Source organism: Halomonas sp. IOP_6, assembly GCF_021151565.1.
Taxonomy (GTDB): Bacteria; Pseudomonadota; Gammaproteobacteria; order Pseudomonadales; family Halomonadaceae; genus Vreelandella; species Vreelandella alkaliphila.
Window position 1 is genome coordinate 68,535 of sequence record NZ_JAIRBO010000007.1, and the last position, 20,082, is coordinate 88,616.

General features: G+C 54.1%; 23 protein-coding genes. 11 read left to right on the forward strand and 12 right to left on the reverse strand.

What is annotated here, in order from left to right; translation table 11 throughout:
* The first annotated feature begins 4 nt into the window (after nt 1-4).
* From dapC to K7H08_RS13760, 5 genes are read left to right on the forward strand one after another with little or no spacing between them, the layout of a single operon-like run.
* The gene (gene dapC, locus K7H08_RS13740) at nt 5-1,201 is read left to right on the forward strand and encodes a succinyldiaminopimelate transaminase (RefSeq protein WP_231658269.1); all 1,197 of its coding nucleotides are present in this window, start codon (nt 5-7) and stop codon (nt 1,199-1,201) included.
* Between the two features lie 28 nt (nt 1,202-1,229).
* The gene (locus K7H08_RS13745) at nt 1,230-1,577 is read left to right on the forward strand and encodes a Spx/MgsR family RNA polymerase-binding regulatory protein (RefSeq protein ID WP_038481117.1); all 348 of its coding nucleotides are present in this window, start codon (nt 1,230-1,232) and stop codon (nt 1,575-1,577) included.
* 57 nt (nt 1,578-1,634) lie between these two features.
* The gene (gene dapD / locus K7H08_RS13750) at nt 1,635-2,660 is read left to right on the forward strand and encodes a 2,3,4,5-tetrahydropyridine-2,6-dicarboxylate N-succinyltransferase (protein ID WP_038481114.1); all 1,026 of its coding nucleotides are present in this window, start codon (nt 1,635-1,637) and stop codon (nt 2,658-2,660) included.
* A complete protein-coding gene (dapE, locus tag K7H08_RS13755; RefSeq protein ID WP_038481111.1) occupies nt 2,647-3,819 on the forward strand; it encodes a succinyl-diaminopimelate desuccinylase in 1,173 nt (390 codons plus the stop codon). Before dapD ends, dapE begins: the two co-directional genes overlap by 14 nt.
* The gene (locus K7H08_RS13760; RefSeq protein ID WP_038481108.1) at nt 3,816-4,205 is read left to right on the forward strand and encodes a hypothetical protein; all 390 of its coding nucleotides are present in this window, start codon (nt 3,816-3,818) and stop codon (nt 4,203-4,205) included. The genes dapE and K7H08_RS13760 overlap by 4 nt, the downstream gene beginning before the upstream one ends.
* A 98-nt stretch (nt 4,206-4,303) precedes the next feature.
* On the opposite strand, the gene K7H08_RS18430 is transcribed toward K7H08_RS13760, so the two are convergent.
* Nucleotides 4,304-4,846 carry a cold-shock protein gene (locus K7H08_RS18430; RefSeq protein WP_269438908.1) on the reverse strand — a complete coding sequence of 181 codons (543 nt, stop codon included), beginning with the start codon at nt 4,844-4,846 and terminating at the stop codon, nt 4,304-4,306.
* A 110-nt stretch (nt 4,847-4,956) separates the two neighbouring features.
* Here K7H08_RS18430 and K7H08_RS13770 point away from each other — a divergent pair, with 110 nt between their 5' ends.
* Nucleotides 4,957-5,205, forward strand: coding sequence for a SlyX family protein (locus K7H08_RS13770; RefSeq protein WP_038481102.1), 249 nt, complete (start codon nt 4,957-4,959; stop codon nt 5,203-5,205).
* Between the two features lie 66 nt (nt 5,206-5,271).
* On the opposite strand, the gene ald is transcribed toward K7H08_RS13770, so the two are convergent.
* From ald to radC, 7 genes are all read right to left on the reverse strand, one after another.
* Complete coding sequence (ald, locus tag K7H08_RS13775; RefSeq protein WP_231658270.1) at nt 5,272-6,387, reverse strand: alanine dehydrogenase; 1,116 nt, start codon at nt 6,385-6,387, stop codon at nt 5,272-5,274.
* Between the two features lie 302 nt (nt 6,388-6,689).
* The gene (locus K7H08_RS13780; protein ID WP_231658271.1) at nt 6,690-7,124 is read right to left on the reverse strand and encodes an acyl-CoA thioesterase; all 435 of its coding nucleotides are present in this window, start codon (nt 7,122-7,124) and stop codon (nt 6,690-6,692) included.
* A gap of 73 nt (nt 7,125-7,197) precedes the next feature.
* Nucleotides 7,198-8,388: a class I SAM-dependent rRNA methyltransferase gene (locus K7H08_RS13785; protein WP_038481093.1), complete on the reverse strand. Its 1,191-nt coding sequence runs from the start codon at nt 8,386-8,388 to the stop codon at nt 7,198-7,200.
* Nucleotides 8,389-8,469: 81 nt separating this feature from the next.
* Complete coding sequence (gene mutM / locus K7H08_RS13790) at nt 8,470-9,297, reverse strand: bifunctional DNA-formamidopyrimidine glycosylase/DNA-(apurinic or apyrimidinic site) lyase (RefSeq protein ID WP_231658272.1); 828 nt, start codon at nt 9,295-9,297, stop codon at nt 8,470-8,472.
* A gap of 186 nt (nt 9,298-9,483) precedes the next feature.
* On the reverse strand, nt 9,484-9,639 hold the full coding sequence (rpmG, locus tag K7H08_RS13795; RefSeq protein ID WP_009098622.1) for a 50S ribosomal protein L33: 156 nt from the start codon (nt 9,637-9,639) through the stop codon (nt 9,484-9,486).
* Nucleotides 9,640-9,664: 25 nt separating this feature from the next.
* Nucleotides 9,665-9,901 (reverse strand): 50S ribosomal protein L28, encoded by a 237-nt coding sequence (rpmB, locus tag K7H08_RS13800; RefSeq protein ID WP_038481085.1) that lies wholly within the window; start codon nt 9,899-9,901, stop codon nt 9,665-9,667.
* A 250-nt stretch (nt 9,902-10,151) separates the two neighbouring features.
* Nucleotides 10,152-10,826: a RadC family protein gene (gene radC / locus K7H08_RS13805; RefSeq protein WP_089039238.1), complete on the reverse strand. Its 675-nt coding sequence runs from the start codon at nt 10,824-10,826 to the stop codon at nt 10,152-10,154.
* 153 nt (nt 10,827-10,979) lie between these two features.
* Between radC and coaBC the strand changes: the two genes are divergently transcribed.
* The 5 genes from coaBC to slmA all read left to right on the forward strand — a co-directional run bounded on the left by coaBC (nt 10,980) and on the right by slmA (nt 15,870).
* Complete coding sequence (gene coaBC, locus K7H08_RS13810; RefSeq protein WP_231658273.1) at nt 10,980-12,296, forward strand: bifunctional phosphopantothenoylcysteine decarboxylase/phosphopantothenate--cysteine ligase CoaBC; 1,317 nt, start codon at nt 10,980-10,982, stop codon at nt 12,294-12,296.
* The gene (dut, locus tag K7H08_RS13815) at nt 12,293-12,754 is read left to right on the forward strand and encodes a dUTP diphosphatase (protein ID WP_038481077.1); all 462 of its coding nucleotides are present in this window, start codon (nt 12,293-12,295) and stop codon (nt 12,752-12,754) included. The genes coaBC and dut overlap by 4 nt, the downstream gene beginning before the upstream one ends.
* A 36-nt stretch (nt 12,755-12,790) precedes the next feature.
* Nucleotides 12,791-14,173, forward strand: a complete 1,383-nt coding sequence (locus K7H08_RS13820; protein ID WP_231658274.1) for a phosphomannomutase/phosphoglucomutase — start codon at nt 12,791-12,793, stop codon at nt 14,171-14,173.
* A gap of 167 nt (nt 14,174-14,340) precedes the next feature.
* On the forward strand, nt 14,341-15,240 hold the full coding sequence (gene argB, locus K7H08_RS13825) for an acetylglutamate kinase (RefSeq protein WP_009724121.1): 900 nt from the start codon (nt 14,341-14,343) through the stop codon (nt 15,238-15,240).
* A gap of 21 nt (nt 15,241-15,261) precedes the next feature.
* Nucleotides 15,262-15,870, forward strand: coding sequence for a nucleoid occlusion factor SlmA (gene slmA, locus K7H08_RS13830; RefSeq protein WP_095602789.1), 609 nt, complete (start codon nt 15,262-15,264; stop codon nt 15,868-15,870).
* A gap of 94 nt (nt 15,871-15,964) precedes the next feature.
* Here the strand turns inward: slmA and rpoH are convergent, their stop codons facing one another.
* From rpoH to ftsY, 4 genes are all read right to left on the reverse strand, one after another.
* Nucleotides 15,965-16,831: an RNA polymerase sigma factor RpoH gene (gene rpoH / locus K7H08_RS13835; protein WP_038481065.1), complete on the reverse strand. Its 867-nt coding sequence runs from the start codon at nt 16,829-16,831 to the stop codon at nt 15,965-15,967.
* A 153-nt stretch (nt 16,832-16,984) separates the two neighbouring features.
* A complete protein-coding gene (ftsX, locus tag K7H08_RS13840; protein ID WP_038481062.1) occupies nt 16,985-18,025 on the reverse strand; it encodes a permease-like cell division protein FtsX in 1,041 nt (346 codons plus the stop codon).
* Nucleotides 18,022-18,690, reverse strand: a complete 669-nt coding sequence (gene ftsE / locus K7H08_RS13845; protein WP_231658275.1) for a cell division ATP-binding protein FtsE — start codon at nt 18,688-18,690, stop codon at nt 18,022-18,024. The genes ftsX and ftsE overlap by 4 nt, the downstream gene beginning before the upstream one ends.
* Nucleotides 18,687-20,036: a signal recognition particle-docking protein FtsY gene (gene ftsY, locus K7H08_RS13850; RefSeq protein WP_231658276.1), complete on the reverse strand. Its 1,350-nt coding sequence runs from the start codon at nt 20,034-20,036 to the stop codon at nt 18,687-18,689. The genes ftsE and ftsY overlap by 4 nt, the downstream gene beginning before the upstream one ends.
* Between the last annotated feature and the right edge of the window lie 46 nt (nt 20,037-20,082).

Below are 20,082 nucleotides of genomic sequence, written 5' to 3' on the forward strand. Positions count from 1 at the left end.
TGCCATGAATCCTGATCTAAACCTTCTGCACCCCTATCCGTTTGAAAAGCTAGCCGCCCTAAAGGCAGCGCTTGTGCCACCGGTGGGGCTTGCACATATTCCCCTCACTATTGGGGAGCCTCAACACGCCCCTTACGCAGGGGCGTTAGAGGCGCTGGTTGCCCATCAATTAGAGATGGCTCGCTACCCGGCAACCAACGGCCTACCCGCCCTACGCGAAACCATTGCCCACTGGGCAATCCAACGCTTTTCGCTTGCCGGGCTAGATGCCGAACAGCAAGTACTCCCCGTTAACGGCACCCGCGAAGCAATTTTTGCCTTTGTGCAAGCCGCCTTGGATCGCCAGCGCCCCGCTAAGGTGGCTGTCCCTAATCCCTTCTACCAAATTTATGAAGGGGCCACACTACTGGCAGGTGGCGAGCCGCTCTATTTGGATTGCACGGCTGACAACGGTTTCCGCCCTGATTTTTCGGCCGTGAGCGCGGCAACCTGGCGCGATGTACAAATGGTATTCATTTGCTCACCTGGCAACCCCACAGGGGCCGTCACGCCACTTTCTGAATTCAAGGAGCTCATCGCACTGGCTGATGAGCACGACTTTATCATCGCCTCCGATGAGTGCTACTCAGAGCTATATCTGGATGAAAGCACGCCCCCTCCCGGCCTGCTACAAGCCTGCGCAGAGCTTGGACGCGACGACTATCAACGCTGCGTAGTGTTTCATTCGCTATCTAAGCGCTCTAACCTGCCAGGGCTACGCTCCGGCTTTATAGCGGGTGACGCGAACCTTCTCGCGCCGTTTAAGCGCTACCGCACCTATCATGGCTGTGCAATGTCGTTGCCGCTTCAGCACGCCTCTATCGCCGCCTGGCAGGATGAAACCCACGTACGTGCCAACCGGGACGCTTACCGCGAAAAATTTAGCTCTGTCACCAACGTGCTGGCACCCGTAATGGACTTCCCTACGCCGGAAGCTAGCTTTTACCTGTGGCCAGCAGTGCCCGACGGCGATGACATCGCCTTTACTCAGCGGCTATTTAGTGAGCAACACGTCAGCGTGTTACCTGGCAGCCTCATGAGCCGCCCAGGGAAAAATGGCCATAACCCCGGTTCGGGTCGACTACGTTTAGCATTAGTGGCGGAGCTTGCGCCCACCCTCGAAGCAGCTGAGCGACTTCGTCAACTGCTTGAGCGCGGCTAGACACCGTAGACTTGTTTAAGGAGGTTATATGCTGACACTCTATATCATCAACACATGCGACACCTGCCGCAAAGCACGCAACGTACTTGAAGAGAAAGGTATCCCTTTCAAGACCCATGACCTGCGTAAAGATGGTCTTTCAGCCGGCTTACTTGAGCACATTCTTGAGCGCGTACCGCTATTAGAAGCGCTTAATAAGCGCAGCAAAACATGGCGTGATTTACCCCAGGAAGAAAAAGACAGCCTGGATGCTACCTCTGCCCGCAGGCTAGTGCTTGAACAGCCCACGCTGCTCAAAAGACCACTGCTAGAAGTTGATGACGACACTATTTTAGTGGGCTACCGCGACGGCGATTACGACTCTCTCAGCGGCTAACATACCACTGAACCCTAACAACTGATTGTTATTCAAAACTTTAAAGGAAGACGCGTTATGCTGAGCTTCGCGCTTGGAATCGGCACCCAAAACACACAGGGCGACTGGTTAGAAATCTACTACCCAGCACCACTGTTTAATCCTGCAGACAGCTTGGTAGCCGCAGCCAAAGAGGCGTTAGACGCCCCCGCTGGCAATACGGCAATCAGTTTCCTGCCCGAAGATTGCACGCGCTTGGCCAAAGCATTGGAAGCTGCTGGTCACTCTGAGCAGGCAGCACTCGCCGAATCATTCGCCGCCAGCCATCGCCCCCTGGTCGCGATGTTTTTAGAAAGCGATCAGGCACCGCAGACCGTTCCTGAAGTTTACTTAAAGCTGCACTTGCTCTCTCACCGCTTAGTGAAGCCTCACGGCTTGGATCTGACGGGAATGTTTGGCCTGCTGCGCAACATCGCCTGGACCAACGAAGGCGCGATTGATATTGAAGAGCTGCCCGCCCGCCGTCTTAAAGCGCGTTTAGCGGGTCGCGCGCTGTCAGTCGACTGCGTCGATAAATTCCCCAAAATGACCGATTACGTGGTACCCACCGGCATCCGCATTGGCGACACTGCTCGCGTGCGCCTGGGCGCTTACCTGGGTGAAGGCACCACGGTAATGCATGAAGGCTTCGTCAACTTCAACGCAGGTACTGAAGGCCCCGGCATGATTGAAGGGCGCATTTCTGCTGGCGTCATGGTCGGCAAAGGCTCCGACCTGGGTGGCGGCTGCTCCACCATGGGAACGCTCTCTGGCGGCGGTAATATCATTATCAAGGTTGGCGAAGGCTGCCTGATTGGCGCTAATGCAGGCATCGGTATTCCGCTAGGTGACCGCTGCACCGTAGAAGCGGGCTTATATATTACCGCGGGCTCGAAAGTTACTCTGCTCGACGATCAGAAACAAGAAGTTAACACCGTGGCAGCACGCGAGTTAGCAGGCCAAGATGACTTATTGCTGCGTCGCAATTCACAAAATGGCCGTATTGAGTGCCTGACGAATAAAAGCGCCATTGCGCTGAACGAGGCACTGCATGCCCATAACTGAGCCTGAAACGCTGTCGCCCACGTTGCAGCTCGCGTTTGAGCTACTTAGCCGGGCGTCAGTAACGCCGGATGACGAAGGCTGCCAGGAACTCATGATCGAGCGCTTAACAGCGCTCGGTTTTCATATCGAGCAACTGCCGTTTGGCGATGTCAAAAATTTCTGGGCAATAAGAGGCCATCATGGCCCCGTATTAGCCTTTGCTGGCCACACTGACGTTGTGCCCAGCGGCCCCCACACGAACTGGGAATTCCCACCGTTTGAGCCGTGTATTGATGAGCACGGCATGCTCTGTGGGCGAGGCGCAGCAGACATGAAGGGCAGCCTAGCGGCGATGCTCACTGCCGTTGAGCGCTTTGTGGCCACCCATCCAGAGCACGATGGCCGCATTGCGTTTTTAATCACATCCGATGAGGAAGGCCCTGCCATCGATGGCACCAGCGCAGTGGTTGAGCATTTACGCGAACGCAACGAGCGCTTGGACTACTGTATTGTCGGTGAACCCTCGTCGACCTCACGACTGGGCGATATGATTAAAAACGGACGCCGCGGGTCATTGGGCGGCGTTCTACATCTCAAAGGGATTCAGGGTCATGTGGCCTACCCACACCTTGCGCGCAACCCTATTCACCAAGCGATGCCCGCACTGGATGCGTTGGTTAACGAGCACTGGGATGCGGGCAATGACTTCTTCCCTGCCACCAGCTTCCAGATATCTAATTTTCGCGCGGGCACCGGGGCCACTAACGTTATTCCAGGTGAAGTAGAGGTCGTGTTTAACTTCCGCTATTCCACGGAAGTTACCCATGAGATGCTAAGAAGCCGCACCGAGTCGATTTTGGATCAGCATGGCCTTGAGTACCACATCGATTGGACGCTCAATGGCGAACCATTCCTGACCGCAGAAGGCGAATTAGTCGATGCTGCCATTCGCGGTGTAGAAGCCGTTACCGGCGAGCGCCCTGCACTTTCGACCAGCGGCGGCACCTCGGATGGTCGCTTCATCGCGACACTTGGCGCCCAAGTGGTCGAGCTTGGCCCGCTTAATGACACTATTCATAAAGTGAATGAGCGCGTGCGCGCCAGTGACTTGGATGAACTAAGCCGCATTTATGAGGCAACGCTTCAAGCCTTGTTAACGGACGACGAGGTGAGCGTATGATGGAGCGGTTTCCGGATATCGAGGTATACCTTGCCAGCGTAGCGATAGATAAGCTCAATGCGTGGCTAAGCGAAGCTCTCGATGCACCGCCCCTTAGCCCAGCCGGCAAGGGTAAATGGAAGACTCGCGGCCACCATCAAGGTGAAGCTGTGCCCGTACTATTGGTGGACAAAGCAGCCGATGGTTTTGCCAGCTTGTGGTTTGATAGCCACCACACCCCGTGGCACACCGACCAAGAGTGCGCTCAGCACGCCGCCGAAGCTTTACAGACCGAGGTTCGCTGCTCGTTAGGTGGCTGGCACCCCGGCGATGACCCTGACCGCTTCTGGCAAGTATTGCCAGGGGGCCAGGAAAGAGCCATTGAATGGCCTGATTCAGGCCGTTAAACGCACAAGACCCCGCTTAGCGGGGTCTTGTTTTTCAGCAGTTGACGATGCTAGCGCGATTCAATCAAAGCGATTCAATCAAAGCGATTCAATCAAAGCTACTCAATAATACTAACGTCGTCTGCCTGAAGGCCACGGTCATTCTTAATCACGTGATAGCGAACAATCTGTCCTTCAGCAAGCATACGCGGGCCACGACCACGAATAGCACGAAAGTGAACAAACACATCCTCGCCATTATCCCGGGTAATAAAGCCGTAACCTTTATTGGTGTTAAACCACTTTACTTCGCCCTCTTCGCGACCATCATTGGGGTCGATGATATCTTCCTCTTCATCATCTTCCACTTCAGGTACCGCTTGAGGCTGACGCGGCGCAGATTTAGCTCGAGAAACATCAGCTTTCACTACCATAGGCGGCGCCAGAGCAGCAGCGGCTAAAGTACCTATAAATAACGCAATAAAACATCCCAGAGCAGCGGCAATATACACACCACTTACCCCGCTGATGGCAAGCTCAGCCAGCCACTGCTCAGCAAGCGGTGCATTCGTTAAATGAACAATCCCCGCCAGAAGAAGTGGCGTGGGGGCGGCAAGTAAAACACTGATGAAGAAACAGCGAAAAACAACTTTTGGATTCATAGATGATAAAAGCTCTCTTGTTGTATGGGTAACAGACGAAGGACAATACTCGGCCAACTAGGCCCATTCCTAACAGTACCGAGCATACTACACAAGGTCACGATGTTATCATGACAAACGAATTATCGCCTGCAGAGCTAACTCAACTTCTTGAATCTTTAGAGAGTCGACTGGCTTACCAAGAGCATTGGCTAGACACCCTTGACCAAGCGGTTGCTCAGCAAGAGCGTCGGCTAGAAAAGCTGGAGCAACTGAGCACGCTGATGCGTGACCGCTTGCGCGAGCAGTATCAGGCACTCCAGGCGGGTGACTCACAGGGAGATACCCGCCCAGAAGACGAAGTGCCCCCTCACTATTAGCACCACCACTAGCAGCACCACCCGGGTAACAGTAGTATCACCTACTACTAATTGACGTACCGATTATCATGCCACTGCACTCGCTGGGTCGATGCTCTTGAGTCCAAAAGCATCGGCAACAGCCTGATAAGTCACTTGACCATTATGGACGTTGAGCCCGGGCAGGAAGTGTGGGTCGTCTTTAAGCGCCTGTTGCCAGCCTTTATCAGCCAGCGCCAGTACAAACGGCAAGGTGGCATTGGTAAGACCCAAAGTAGATGTCCGCGCCACCGCGCCAGGCATATTGGCCACACAGTAATGAACGATGCCATCCACAATATAGGTCGGCTCGGCATGCGTCGTAGGCTTGCTGGTTTCAAAACAGCCGCCCTGATCGATGGCTACGTCTACCAATACACTGCCCGGCTTCATATCGGCCAGCATGGCACGGGTAATCAACTTGGGAGCAGCGGCTCCGGGGATAAGTACGGCGCCAATGATCATATCGGACTCTTTAGCTGCCTGATCAAGGGCGTCCGCCGTTGAGTAAACCGTTTTGATGCGCCCCTGGTAACGATCGTCCAGCACCTCTAAGCGAGCAATCGACTTGTCCAGAATGGCCACCTCAGCACCCAACCCTAACGCCATACGGGCGGCGTTTTCACCAACAACACCACCGCCAATCACGGTAACTTTACCCGGCGCAACGCCTGGCACACCAGGCAATAGCACGCCGGAGCCACCTTGGGCTTTTTCCAGGCTATGCGCACCTGCCTGGACGGCCATGCGCCCAGCAACCGTGCTCATCGGCGCGAGCAGCGGTAGCCCACCTTTTGCATCGGTGATGGTTTCATAGGCAATGCAGGTAGCACCGCTGGCCATCAGCCCTTGGGTTAATTTTTCCTCAGCGGCCAAGTGCAAGTAGGTGAACAGCGTTTGGTTGGCGGTTAGACGCGCCACTTCTTCGGCCTGAGGCTCTTTTACCTTGAGAATCAGCTCGGCGCTTTGCCACAACGCATCTACATTAGCTTCCACCTGGGCGCCTGCGGCTTCATAGTCGCTGTCGCTAAATCCGGCTCCTTCTCCTGCAGCTGCCTGCACGCTTACCGAGTGGCCACGCCCTACTAGCTCCCGTGCACCTGTCGGAGTGAGTGCCACCCGATACTCGTGGTTTTTGATCTCTTTTGGGACGGCGATTTTCATTAGCGTTTTCCTTCTCTATTGATTGTTAGTGCTAAATCTCAACTGCTAGATAGTCAGCGCCTCATCTTTACTACCTATCTTTACTACCTATCTTTACTACCTATCTTTACCACCTATCTTTACCACCTAGCCGTTAGAGCCAGGCCATCAATAAGCGCTATTAAGCAAATTACAGCACAGCTGGCACTAACCACCACCTCAAGCAAGAAAAACAAAAAAAACGCCGGCTAGGGCGTTTTTTGGGAGAAGAATCTAGCGTTTAACGAAAATCAGCGAAAAAATCGACGGCATTTTAGCATTAGCTACTCCGCCACCACCGCACCACCGTAAATGCGCTGGTACTCATCAGGCAGCCGCGTGGGCCGCCCGCTGCTAAGCGCCACACAGGCAAACCTGGTGCGAGCATTTAGCAACGTCTTGCCACTCCCCACGCGCTTAAGCTGGAACCGGCGGGTCAAACTAAAACGGCCATCGCAGGCAACAATCCACGTCGCCAGTTGCAACTTATCGTCGACAAAGGCGGGTGCCAGATAGTCCAACTCATGACGATGGACGACCATGGCACGGTCTAGGGACTGATAGCGCTCAAGGGATAGCCCCAAGGCTTCGGAGTGGGCCCAACTGATCTGCTCAACCCAGCGTAAATACTCGCTGTTATTGACATGCCGGTAAGCGTCAATGGCCTCCGGCGTCACCTGAAGATCGATCACAAAAGGGTTTGGCAGTGCCCACTCCATAACGCTACTCCTTGCGGTGACTCCTTGATGCTACTTCTTGCCTTGCAAATGTTTGCCAAGCAGCGTCTTTGGCCTAGTCGCGGAATACCCGCACGCCCAGCGCCTTCAGATACGAGGTTTCCGGGATAGCCGGATGAACGGGGTGATCGGGGCCCTGATGCCCCTGAAAAATCACCTGGCCATGACGGTCTTGGTGGCGAACGGCACCACGAACCACATCCACCAAACGCTCAGGAGCGAGGTGCATGGAACACGAGGCTGACAACAGCAAGCCATCGCGGCCCAATAGCCGCATCGCTTCACGGTTTAGTCGTGCGTAAGCACGCTCACCATTAGGGATATCCTTGCGCTTTTTGATAAACGCAGGCGGATCAAGAATGACCACATCAAATTGTTCGCCGTCGGCTTTCAGTGCCGCTAACGCTTCAAAGGCATCGCCTTCGGCTACTGCGACCTGCTCCTGCACACCATTTAACTCAGCATTGCGTGCCACCTGATCTAGCGCTGAGGCAGAAGCATCGACACACAACACTTCCGAGGCACCGCTCGCAGCCGCCTGAACACCCCAGCCGCCCACGTAACTGAACACATCCAGCACGCGCTTGCCCGCCACTTGGCTGTTCAGCCATGCGCGGTTGACGCGATGGTCGTAGAACCATCCTGTCTTTTGGCCATTCAGAACAGGCACTGCAAAGGTAACCCCATTCTCTTCCAGTAGAACCTCGTCAGGAAGTGTGCCTTTGACCACTTCAACGTGGGCTTCTAGGCCTTCCTGGCGACGGCCGCCCGTATCATTACGGAACACGATGGCATTAGGCTTAACAACTTTTTCCAGCGCATCGACAATATCTTCCGCCAACGCTTGCATACCTGCGGTATTCAACTGCACCACCAGCACATCACCGAAACGGTCAATCACCAAGCCCGGTAACAGGTCACCTTCACCGTGGATCAAACGGTAAAAAGGTTTATCGAACAGACGCTCACGCAGCGCCAACGCTTGGTTGAAGCGGTGTACGAATAACGAGCGATCTAGGCGCATTTCTGGGTCACGCGACATCACCCGACCACAAATCAGCGAGTGCGGATTAATGTAAGCGACGCCAAGGGTTTTGCCATTGGAAGCTTCAACTAACGCAGGCTCACCAGCCGCAAAGTTTTTTAGTGGCGTCTCTTTGATATCTACCTCGTTGGAGTAGATCCATAGATGGCCCGCCTTCAGGCGGCGATCGGCATTTTTATTCAGGCGCAGGCGTTGAGTCACAACAATCTCCAAAAGAGCAATCTTACAAAGCACATAGACTCTGAAAGCATAGGCAAAACAGTTAATATCAAAGAGCGGCCGCTAACGCTGACAACCAGGGCAAAACACGCTGGCCCGCTGGCCTAGAGTGATACGACGCAGCTCAACGCCACAGCGCAGGCAAGGCTGCCCATGGCGCCCATATACATTCAGTTGCTGGGCAAAGTAACCTGGCTCGCCCTGCCCACTGACAAAATCCCGCAGCGTGGTGCCACCTTGGGTAATCGCTGCCGCCAGCACCTCTTTAACCGCCGCGGCTAGCTGCTGGTAACGGGCCAGGGAAATTTTCCCAGCGGCACGTCGGGGATCAATGCCCGCCATAAATAGCGCTTCGGCAGCGTAAATATTACCCGCACCGACCACCACGCGGTTATCCATTAAAAAAGGCTTTACCGCAACGCGTTTATTACGCGATGCGTTATAGAGCCAGCGACCGTTAAACGCGTCATCCAACGGCTCAGGACCAAGGTGCGCAAGGCGCTTATCCAAGCTGCCATCGCCCTGCTGCCAGTCAACAAAACCAAAGCGACGCGGGTCATGGTAGCGCAGCACATTTCCCTTGGCCGTCACCACGTCAACATGATCATGCTTTTTAGGCAAATCGCCGACGTTTGCAATCCTTAGGCTGCCCGACATGCCCAGATGCCACAACAGCGTGGCCTCACCTTCAAGTGTCGCCACGGGAATTTGTAGGTACTTAGCGCGACGCTTTAATACGCCAACCCTAGCTCCTACTAGCCGCTCGGCTAGATCTTCGGGCACCGGCACGCGTAACCGGGTCTGGCGCACCAGCACCTCGGTAATCTCTTGCCCTTCTAAATAGGGGGCAATGCCGCGTCGCGTCGTTTCAACTTCAGGCAATTCGGGCATGATGAAAGTCTATGATGACAGCACCGTGACAACCATTCTGTCGCCTAAGCGGTGCCGAAGCGTAGGGACAGATACCGCCAACCTACAAAGTAAGCGGCTAAATACCGGGCATGCAAAAACCCGGCTTAGGGCCGGGTTTTTCAACAGGCGCTCGCCTGCGGTGAAAGCCGATCATTGTAATCGCGATTACTTGATCTTAGCTTCCTTGTAGATAACGTGCTTACGGACGACCGGGTCGTATTTCTTGAATTCGAACTTATCCGGTGTATTCCGCTTGTTCTTATCAGTGGTGTAGAAGTGGCCTGTACCGGCACTAGACACCAGCTTGATCTTATCGCGCATGGTTTAACTCTCCCAAAATGCTAGCTTAGATGGCGTCGCCGCGTTTGCGGATATCAGCCAGAACCGTTTCGATACCTTTCTTGTCGATGATACGCATTCCTTTAGAGGAAACGCGCAGCTTGACGAAGCGGTTTTCAGATTCAACCCAAAAACGATGGGTGTGCAGGTTCGGCAAGAAACGACGACGCGTCTTACGCTGGGAGTGAGAAACGTTATTACCAGTTACCGGACGCTTGCCGGTAACCTGACATACTTTGGACATGAGAGCCTCCAACCGCTTGGCGAGTTGTTCAAAACTGTCGGGCAAACCGGAGCAGGGAGGGAGTCGACGCAGTTAACTGCCTAGCTGTACCCAAATCCGTTATTCAACCCAAGTTTAAAGGTGGCACTTTATACCAGAGCACCCGGCTACCAGCAAGCAAAAACGCCCCAAAATGCCAAAAAAGGCATCTTTTGGACAATTTACTTAGGTAAACGACGAGATTTTGACGTCGCACCATTTTGATTAATTGCTATAGCCAACCGCGCTCGGCAAACGAAACCACGTTACCGTCCCCCACCACGAAATGATCAAGCACTCGCACATCGAAGAGTGCAAGGGCATCTTTTAGACGTTCAGTAATACGTCGATCAGCATCGCTTGGTTCAGCAACACCCGATGGGTGGTTGTGAGCCAGGATGACAGCACCAGCGTGTAATTCAAGTGCACGCTTGGCTACTTCGCGGGGGTAAACGGATGCGCTGTCTAGGGTACCGCGAAACAGGGATTCATAGCGAATAATTCGATGCTGTGTATCTAAAAAAAGCACGGCAAACTCTTCATGACCCAGATGACGAAGCTGGGAGCTTAAGTAATGACGCACAAGCGACGGCGATGTGAGCGCATTGCCACGGGCAAGCTGGCTCGCCAAATGACGCCTAGAAAGCTCCAGGGTCGCCTGAAGCTGGGCAAATTTCGCACTACCAAGCCCTCGAGCCGCACAAAACTGATCCTGATCCGCCTCCAAAAGCTGCCTCAATCCACCGAAACTGGCCAACAGATCCCGTGCCAGATCCACTGCAGAGCGCCCCTGCACGCCTACTCGCAAAAAAATGGCCAGTAGCTCGGCATCTGAAAGCGCCTGCACCCCCATGTTCAATAACTTCTCGCGTGGCCGCTCACCTTCCGGCCAGTGATTAATCCCCATCGCCGCCTCCTTGCCCACCTCTGATAGCACCGTCCGCGTTTGCTACTACGCCCACCCAAACTGGCTTTTCCAACTGCTGCTTGAGCATGCCAAAATAACCCGTCAAATGGTATGGTACTCACCTTTAACAAACGCTACATGGGACTACCCATCATGGCCTTATTATCGCCATCCCCGTTAACGTCACTTGCTGGTAAGCGCCTGCTGCTTGGCATTAGTGCCGGCATTGCGGCTTATAAAAGCGCGCTGATTGTTCGGTTACTTAAGCAAGCTGGCTGTGAGGTTCGCGTGGTAATGACCGAGGGTGCTCAAGCGTTTATTACGCCGTTAACGCTTCAGGCGCTTTCAGGGGAGCCGGTACGCACCTCGTTGCTTGATCCTGAAGCAGAGGCTGGCATGGGGCATATTGAGCTGGCCCGCTGGGCAGATGCCGTATTGATTGCCCCAGCAACGGCTGATTTGATCGCCCGATTAGTGCATGGCATGGCTGACGACTTGCTAACCACTCTGTGCCTAGCCTGTGAAGCACCCAAGTTGATTGCACCGGCCATGAATCAGGCCATGTGGCGACACCCTGCAACCCAACGCAACGTCTCTCAGCTAGACAGCGATGGCTGGCAGTTGATCGGGCCAGCGGCTGGTGACCAAGCTTGTGGCGACATCGGTCCTGGGCGAATGAGCGAACCAGAGGTTGTTGTTGATTTCTTAGCACAGCATTTTGCTTCTGCTGCCAAATCACCAGCATCAGCCTCTGCGCCGCACGTAGTGATTACTGCAGGTCCCACCCGCGAGGCGCTAGATCCCGTGCGCTATCTATCCAATCACAGCTCAGGGAAAATGGGTTATGCACTGGCCGCTGAAGCTGCCGCCCAAGGAGCACGGGTGACGCTGATAAGCGGCCCAGTTAATCTCCCCACTCCTCTCGGCGTTGAACGCATCGATGTGGAAACCGCTGCACAAATGCATCACGAAGCGTTAACACTCGCCCCCCATGCTGGCCTATTTATTGGCTGCGCTGCGGTCGCTGACTACCGCGCTGCCAGCGCTGCCGAGCACAAAATCAAAAAAACCGACGACAGCGATACGCTAACGCTTACGCTGGTCAAGAATCCTGACATTATTGCCGATGTTTCCGCACTGCCTACTAACCAACGCCCTTTTGTGGTGGGCTTCGCCGCCGAGACTCAGGATGTCGCTCGCTATGCAGAAGATAAATTGACCCGCAAAGGGCTAGATATGATCGTAGCCAACGACGTTTCCCAGCAGGGGCTCGGTTTTGGCAGCGATAACAATGCCGCTCTGCTGCTGTGGCGCTCTGCGACGGGAACCAATCAACGGGAAGCCCCACCTCAGCCTAAAACCCAGCTAGCCGCGCTAATTATTCGTCACGCACTATCACTACTGCCTTCTCAACGGCCATCTCAACCACCTTCTCAATTATCCTCTCAATCCTCCGGAGAATTATCATGAGCGGTTCTCGCCCACGCCTGCAGTGCAAAGTATTGGATGAACGCCTGCACGACTACCTCCCCTCTTATGCAACAACAGGCTCAGCGGGGATGGATTTGCGAGCACTGCTAGATGAACCACTGGTGCTTGCACCTGGTGACTGCCAGTTAGTGCGAACAGGCCTTGCCATTTACATAGAAGACCCTAGCTTGGCGGGTATGATTTTGCCTCGCTCCGGGCTAGGTCATAAGCACGGTATCGTGCTAGGCAACCTCGTCGGGCTCATCGACTCTGATTACCAGGGCGAACTGATGGTATCGGTTTGGAACCGTGGTCAAAGCAGCTTTACGTTATCGCCCTTTGAGCGTCTCGCTCAATATGTCGTTGTTCCTGTCGTGCAAGCAGAACTTACCATTGTTGATGCCTTTGAAGACTCCACTCGCGGCAGCGGTGGTTTTGGCAGCACAGGCAGCCAATAAGCCAAGCGTTGTTTTAGCGCATATCTAGGAGCGACAATGAACGTACCTGCGTCGATATTTCGTGCTTACGACATTCGCGGCATTGTGGGCGATACGCTGAGCGAGGCCACCACCGAACTCATTGGCCGAGCTATTGGTTCTGAAGCCGCCGCTCGAGGCGAGCAAACGGTCATTGTTGCCCGTGATGGACGACTTTCCGGGCCCCACCTGCAAGCAGCGCTGATTCGCGGCCTAACAGCCTCAGGACGAGACGTTATAGACATCGGCATGATGCCTACCCCCGTGCTTTATTTCGCCACCCACACACTGCCTGAAAGCTGCTCTGGGGTAATGCTAACCGGCAGTCACAATCCACCTGACTACAACGGCTTCAAAATCGTCTTAGCGGGTGAAACGCTCTCCGGTGATGCTATCACCGCCCTCTATGAGCGCATCCAAGCAAACGACCTAACCAGCGGCCAAGGCAGCGTTCGCCAGCATGACCTACGCACGGCGTATCTTGAAAGAATTATTAACGACATCCATATCGAGCGCCCACTGAGCGCAGTTGTGGATTGTGGCAACGGGGTCGCCGGAGAGTTGGGCCCGCAGCTTATTGAGCGCCTGGGGGTAAAAACCACCCCATTATTCGCCGACATTGATGGGCGCTTCCCGAACCACCACCCCGACCCAGGCAAACCTGAAAACCTACGCGACTTGATCCACAGCGTTAAGGAAACAGGTGCCGATATTGGCTTGGCTTTTGACGGCGACGGCGACCGTTTAGGCGTTGTCACGCCAAGTGGCCGTATGATCTACCCTGACCACCTACTGATGGTATTTGCAGCTGATATGCTGTCACGCACCCCCGGTGCCAAAGTGATCTTCGACATCAAATGCACGGGTAACCTGGCGCGAGTTATTAGCGACGCTGGCGGCGAGCCTGAAATGTGGCGCACCGGGCATTCACTAATCAAGGCACGCATGCGGGAAACCGGCGCTGAACTGGGCGGTGAAATGAGCGGGCATATTTTCTTCAAGGAGCGCTGGTATGGCTTCGACGACGGCCTCTACGCCGCGGCCCGCTTGCTTGAAATTCTAGCCCGCCACCCCGGCAGTGCCGATGAACTGTTTGATCAATTTCCACAAGATATCAGCACGCCTGAAATTAATATCGCGGTCGCTGATGAAGAAAAATTTCCGCTTATCAAGAAGCTTGCTAGAGAGGGCGACTTCGGCGAAGGTATCAAAACCACGATTGATGGCATTCGCGTGGACTATGCCGATGGCTGGGGACTGTGCCGAGCCTCTAACACCACTCCTGCGCTAGTACTGCGCTTTGAGGGTAGCGATGCCGCGGCACTTAGCCGAATAAAACAGCGCTTTGCCAATGCGCTGGAGAAAATTTCACCAACGCTGATGATTCCTGAACCTCAATAACGTGGATAGATACGACAGGGTGAACAGAAGAAAAGTGATTGTGCCAATCGAATGCGCGACACAATAAGAATGCTAGACAACACGCCGCATGGAAAAGCCAATGCTCGCGCTGTAATAACGGTCGCGATAAAAAAGTAGCGACGGAAAAAATCAAAAGGGACAACGTCATGAGTTCAACTAGCCGCGACCCTCAGGTCGTTGTGGAGGTATTGTCAGAAGCCCTCCCCTACATCCAGCAGTTTTCGGGCAAAACGGTCGTCGTTAAATATGGCGGCAACGCCATGACTGAAGACACCTTGATCGATTCATTCGCGCGTAACATCGTGCTAATGAAAGAGGTCGGTATTAACCCGGTTGTCGTCCATGGGGGCGGGCCACAAATTGGCAGCCTGCTAGAAAAACTGAATATCGAATCTCGCTTTGTGAACGGCATGCGAGTGACCGACTCTCAAACCATGGACGTCGTGGAGATGGTTCTAGGGGGCTTAGTCAATAAAAGCATTGTTAATCTAATCAATCAAAGCGGCGGCAAAGCCATTGGTTTAACCGGCAAAGATGGCGCGCAAATTCGCGCCCGCCAACTAAAAGTAGAGCACCAAAGTCCTGAGATGACCGCTCCGGAAATTATCGACATTGGCCACGTAGGTGAAGTGGAGTCTATCTCCACCGACCTCATTGAGATGCTCGCCGCCAGAGACTTCATTCCGGTAATAGCACCTATCGGCGTTGACGGTGAAGGCCACAGCTATAACATCAACGCCGACTTGGTGGCAGGCAAACTGGCCGAGGCACTCAACGCTGAAAAACTGATGCTATTGACCAACGTCGCGGGCCTGATGAACAGTGAGGGAGAGGTATTAACTGGACTAAGCACTGCTCAAGTTGACGCCTTAATCGCCGACGGCACGATTTATGGTGGCATGTTGCCAAAAATACGTTGTGCACTAGATGCGGTAAAAGGCGGCGTTAACAGCGCCCACATTATCGACGGCCGCGTTCCCCATGCGGTCTTGCTGGAAATCTTTACCAATGCTGGGGTAGGCACCCTGATTACTGACGCAGGTTAACCGCGACGGAGGGCTAACGTCATGAGTGACGAACAAAAACCTCGCCGCCGCGAGCAAATCCTGCAAGCGTTAGCCGTTATGCTGGAAGAGGATAGCGGCAAGCGTATTACAACCGCTGCGCTTGCCCGCCAGGTTGGCGTCTCAGAAGCAGCGCTGTACCGGCATTTCCCCAGCAAAGCGCGCATGTTTGAGGGGCTGATCGACTTCATTGAAGAAAGCATCTTTGCGCGTATTACCCGCATCCTAGAAGATATCCCCGATGCGGCGTCTCGATGCGGCACCATCTTGGCCTTGCTTCTAGGCTTTGCCGAAAAAAACCCTGGACTTGCCAGGGTACTGGGAGGCGATGTACTGACTGGCGAAACGGCCCGGCTGCGCCAGCGCGTTCACCAACTGTTTGAACGGCTGGAAACCCAGCTAAAACAGATACTGCGGGAGGCCGAGCTGCGCGAGGGGCTGCGCACCAGCATATCGGCTTCAGCAGCAGCCAACCTGCTGATCGCTCAGGCTGAAGGGCGTATTTCTCAGTATGTGCGCAGTGATTTCAAGCGCTTACCAACCGAGTACTGGGAAGACCAATGGGCGCTGCTGTCTAGCCAGCTGTTACGAGCAGCCGTACAACCAGCTTAGAAAGCGGTGACACAACATGCACGCCCAATAAAAACGCCCCGAAGGCAGAGCTTTCGGGGCGTTTATCTTATGCTTAACCGATATGTGTACGTGATTAAGCAGCGATAGCTTCGCCCATTTTTTGGCGCAGTTTTTTCATCGCATTCTTTTCGAGCTGGCGAATGCGCTCAGCGCTGACACCATAAACATCGGCCAGATCGTGCAGTGTCGCTTTGTTATCAGTGAGCCAGCGACGCTGCAAGATGTCTCGCGAACGCTCATCAAGGCCTTTCAAGGCTAGCTGTAAGCGACGCGTTGAATCTTCCTCAAAGTTGCTGTCTTCCAGCAGCGTCGCTGGATCAGCGGAAGCGTCATCTAAAAAATACGCCGGTGCTTGATAGGTGCTCTCTTCGTCGTCGCTAGGAGACGCATCAAAACCCGCATCGTAAGCCGACAGACGTCCTTCCATATCGCGCACTACTTCTGGCTTTACGTTGAGGTCTTCCGCAATCGCGTTAACTTCATCGTTGTTTAGCCAGGCTAAGCGTTTTTTGGCGCTACGCAGGTTAAAAAACAGCTTGCGCTGAGCTTTCGTGGTGGCAATTTTGACAATACGCCAATTACGCAACACAAACTCGTGAATTTCCGCTTTGATCCAATGCACGGCAAATGAGACCAAGCGAACGCCCTGATTAGGGTCGAAACGCTTAACGGCTTTCATCAGACCGACGTTACCTTCTTGAATCAGGTCAGCCTGTGGCAGACCATAACCCGAGTAACTACGAGCAATATGCACAACAAAACGCAGGTGCGATAGCACCAAACGGCGTGCTGCTTCCAAGTCACCTTCATCGTGGAGGCGGAATGCAAGCTCACGCTCTTCATCAACGCTTAGTACGGGGATGCCGTTAACCGCTTGAATATAGCCGCCCAGATCGTGACCTGGAGAAAGCTGACCCACCGGTAGAAGACTAGTGCTCATGTGCAGGTGGTCTCCCTTAAAACCTATCGTGGTTGGTGTTCCGTTAACTCTAAGACCTTAGCCTAAGCATAAGGTTCAAATGACCGATGCATTCACTGCATAAGACACAAAACGGGGTGGAAATTCCCGCTACTGACCGCATAACAAACATAATCAACGCGGGCGTATGCTAGAGAGATGGCGTGTAACAGCCAACCAAGCTCCCAGCCAGCCCAATAGTGTACTGCAAGATAGCAGAATTGTAGAGCCTGTCACATCTAACTGCGGCAACACAAAGTTCGCTCCGTAGCTTGCCGCCAAGGCGGCAACAGGCATCGACAGCCAGTGGTTGCCAAATCCCAACAATCCCAGCGCCAGCAGACCGCCCCCCACGCCGTACCAAGCCCCGCTATAGAGGAAGGGGCGACGGACAAAGGCATGGGTCGCGCCAATGAGCATCACTACTTCGATTTCTCGTCGTCGGCTCTCAACCGAAAGACGGATAGTGTTGCCCACCACTAGCAGCACACCACAGCCAAACAACACCCCAAGCGCGAGCGCCACCCGTCGCCCAAGATCCGCCAAATGACGTAAACGCTCTACCCACGCCAAATCCACGCGCACCTCGTCTACCCCAGAGAACTCCTCCAAGCGCTGTGCCAGTTGTGCCATAGCTGCAGGTTCAACGCTCTGTGGATAAATCACAATACTGGCCGGCAGTGGATTATCTTCCAGCCCTGCCAGGGTATCTTCAATACCAAGGGACTGCTGAAACTCAACCATACCTTGCTCGGCACTGATAATGCGGGTCGTTTCGACACCTTCGTCCGCGATGACAGCCTCCTCAATGCGAACGGACTGTGCAGCGTCTACGGTCGTTTCCAAATAAACGGTGAGGGTTGCACTCTCATCCAGTTCTGCGTCTAGCAGCTTAGCGCTGTCCAAGGTTAACCAAAGCGCCGCAGGCAAGACTAACGCAATGGCGATGGCCAGCATGGTTAGCAAATTACCCACAGGATGACGTACCAAGCGATAAAGGCTATCCAGTGCCATTGCACGATGATGGCGTCCCCAGGCGCGTAAGCGGCTGCTAAAACGTGTTTGCTGTGAACGTGCGCCACGCCGCTCGGCGTGTGGCTCACTGGGAGTTCTGGCCGATTGTCGCTTACCTTTGGGCGCTGCGCCTATAGGACGGGGTGTCGCGGCACGTTTCATACGGCCCCCTCATCTGCCACCAGACGACCATCTTGCAAACGCAAAATGCGGTGACGTAGTCGCGCAATCAGCGCTAAGTCGTGACTGGCAATCATCACGGTGGTGCCAATACGATTGAAGTCTTCAAACAGCGCCATAATATCGGCAGAAAGCTGTGGGTCTAAGTTACCGGTAGGTTCATCAGCAAGCAGCAGAGCTGGCTTATTAACCACTGCGCGCGCAATGCCCACTCGCTGCTGCTCACCACCGGAAAGCTCTACTGGCAGCGCTTTTTCGCGGTGTAAAAGCCCGACCTTATCCAGTGCTGCACGAACGCGCCGCGCCGTTTCACGCGGCTCTACCCCCTGGATTTCTAGCGGCAGAGATACATTGCGGAACACACTGCGATCAAACAGCAATTGGTGATCTTGAAACACCACGCCAATTTGCCGACGATAAAACGGCACTTGGCTGGCGTGGAGCTCGGCAATGTCGTGCCCAGCCACCACTACCCGGCCACGGCTAGGCCTTTCGAGGCGCATAATTAGTCGCAGTAACGAACTTTTACCAGCACCAGAATGCCCCGTCAGGAACACCATTTCGCCTCTTGCAACGCGAAAGTTGAGGTGTGCCAGCGCATCAAAGCGCCCTCCATAGCGCTTACCCACATGTTCAAAAGCGATCATGCGCGGCCATCATCCCCTTGCCGATCAAACAGCGCGTTAACAAAGTCATCTGCCTCAAAGGGGCGGAGATCATCCAGACCTTCGCCTACACCAATAAAGCGAATCGGTGTTTTTAGCTGCTTCGCCAATGCGAAAATAATCCCGCCCTTGGCGGTACCGTCCAGCTTGGTCAGCGTAATGCCACTGATCGGCACGGCGTCATTAAATGTGCTGGCCTGGGAAATGGCGTTCTGCCCTGTCCCCGCATCCAGCACCAACATCACCTCATGAGGAGCGGTGCTATCCAGCTTCTGCATGACCCGATGAACTTTTTTCAGTTCTTCCATCAGATGACTCTTGTTGTGCAGCCGTCCTGCTGTGTCGGCAATCAGCACATCCACGCCACGTGATTTAGCAGCCGCCACCGCGTCGTAAATCACTGAAGCGCTATCAGCACCAGTATGCTGCGCAATTACCGGCGCGTTGTTACGCTCACCCCACACCTTAAGCTGTTCAACCGCCGCTGCGCGGAAGGTGTCGCCTGCAGCGAGCATGACGCTTTTACCCTCACGTTGAAAACGCTGGGTCAGCTTGCCGATAGTCGTTGTTTTACCTACGCCGTTAACCCCTACCACAAGAATGACAAAAGGCCCTTCACTCTCTTTTTCAAAACTTAGCGGCGTCGCTACCGGCGCCAGCATCAACGCCAACTCTTCTTGCAACCCGCGATAAAGCGCTTCTGGGTTATTCAGTTCTTTGCGCGAAACGCGCGCTTCAAGGCGCTCAATAATCTCGCTAGTGGCTTCAATGCCTACATCCGCCATCAGCAGCTGGGTCTCAAGATCTTCCAACAGCTCATCATCAATCTGCTTTTTGCCCAGAAACAGATCGGCAATACCGTCAGTTAGATTGGCGCGGGTTTTGCCTAACCCTGACTTAATACGAGCGAACCAGCCTCTCTTTTCGCCTTTTTCGGCCACGGGCTTCTCTTGAAGGGCCGGTTTAGGGGCAGATATTGTGGCCGGTTCTGGTTCTGGTTCTGGTTCTGGTTCTGGTTCTGGTTCTGGTTCTGGTTCTGGTTCTGGTTCTGGTGAAGAGGCTAGCTCAGGCGCTAGTTCTGATTCACTTGTTTGTGACTTTTCAGCGGTTTCTTCAACGGATGTACTGTGTTCCGCTGGCTCGGTTTCAGGCACTGACGTTTCTTGCACAACAGCTTCCGCCGTTGGCAAGGCCTGCTCTGTTTTATGCTCTAGCGCTGGCTCTTTGGTAGCCTCTACTTCGCCATGCTCCTCCTGAGACAGCGCCTGCTGATCTTGCTGCTCCTGTTGGGAGTCGTGCTTTTTCTTACGTTTGAAAAAACCGAACATAGGTGTCATCCGACTAAATAGGTGAACATTGCGATTATCCTACCAT

Excerpts from the sequence above, each read along its gene's own strand:
- rpmB (WP_038481085.1), bottom strand. The coding sequence starts at position 9,901 with ATGTCCAAAGTATGTCAGGTTACCGGCAAGCGTCCGGTAACTGGTAAT.
- argB (WP_009724121.1), top strand. The coding sequence starts at position 14,341 with ATGAGTTCAACTAGCCGCGACCCTCAGGTCGTTGTGGAGGTATTGTCA.
- K7H08_RS18430 (WP_269438908.1), bottom strand. The coding sequence starts at position 4,846 with ATGAATCCAAAAGTTGTTTTTCGCTGTTTCTTCATCAGTGTTTTACTT.
- ftsX (WP_038481062.1), bottom strand. The coding sequence starts at position 18,025 with ATGAAACGTGCCGCGACACCCCGTCCTATAGGCGCAGCGCCCAAAGGT.
- coaBC (WP_231658273.1), top strand. The coding sequence starts at position 10,980 with ATGGCCTTATTATCGCCATCCCCGTTAACGTCACTTGCTGGTAAGCGC.
- dapD (WP_038481114.1), top strand. The coding sequence starts at position 1,635 with ATGCTGAGCTTCGCGCTTGGAATCGGCACCCAAAACACACAGGGCGAC.
- K7H08_RS13745 (WP_038481117.1), top strand. The coding sequence starts at position 1,230 with ATGCTGACACTCTATATCATCAACACATGCGACACCTGCCGCAAAGCA.
- mutM (WP_231658272.1), bottom strand. The coding sequence starts at position 9,297 with ATGCCCGAATTGCCTGAAGTTGAAACGACGCGACGCGGCATTGCCCCC.
- K7H08_RS13820 (WP_231658274.1), top strand. The coding sequence starts at position 12,791 with ATGAACGTACCTGCGTCGATATTTCGTGCTTACGACATTCGCGGCATT.
- dut (WP_038481077.1), top strand. The coding sequence starts at position 12,293 with ATGAGCGGTTCTCGCCCACGCCTGCAGTGCAAAGTATTGGATGAACGC.
- ftsE (WP_231658275.1), bottom strand. The coding sequence starts at position 18,690 with ATGATCGCTTTTGAACATGTGGGTAAGCGCTATGGAGGGCGCTTTGAT.
- radC (WP_089039238.1), bottom strand. The coding sequence starts at position 10,826 with ATGGGGATTAATCACTGGCCGGAAGGTGAGCGGCCACGCGAGAAGTTA.
- dapE (WP_038481111.1), top strand. The coding sequence starts at position 2,647 with ATGCCCATAACTGAGCCTGAAACGCTGTCGCCCACGTTGCAGCTCGCG.
- K7H08_RS13780 (WP_231658271.1), bottom strand. The coding sequence starts at position 7,124 with ATGGAGTGGGCACTGCCAAACCCTTTTGTGATCGATCTTCAGGTGACG.
- dapC (WP_231658269.1), top strand. The coding sequence starts at position 5 with ATGAATCCTGATCTAAACCTTCTGCACCCCTATCCGTTTGAAAAGCTA.
- slmA (WP_095602789.1), top strand. The coding sequence starts at position 15,262 with ATGAGTGACGAACAAAAACCTCGCCGCCGCGAGCAAATCCTGCAAGCG.
- rpmG (WP_009098622.1), bottom strand. The coding sequence starts at position 9,639 with ATGCGCGATAAGATCAAGCTGGTGTCTAGTGCCGGTACAGGCCACTTC.
- K7H08_RS13760 (WP_038481108.1), top strand. The coding sequence starts at position 3,816 with ATGATGGAGCGGTTTCCGGATATCGAGGTATACCTTGCCAGCGTAGCG.
- ald (WP_231658270.1), bottom strand. The coding sequence starts at position 6,387 with ATGAAAATCGCCGTCCCAAAAGAGATCAAAAACCACGAGTATCGGGTG.
- ftsY (WP_231658276.1), bottom strand. The coding sequence starts at position 20,036 with ATGTTCGGTTTTTTCAAACGTAAGAAAAAGCACGACTCCCAACAGGAG.
- rpoH (WP_038481065.1), bottom strand. The coding sequence starts at position 16,831 with ATGAGCACTAGTCTTCTACCGGTGGGTCAGCTTTCTCCAGGTCACGAT.
- K7H08_RS13770 (WP_038481102.1), top strand. The coding sequence starts at position 4,957 with ATGACAAACGAATTATCGCCTGCAGAGCTAACTCAACTTCTTGAATCT.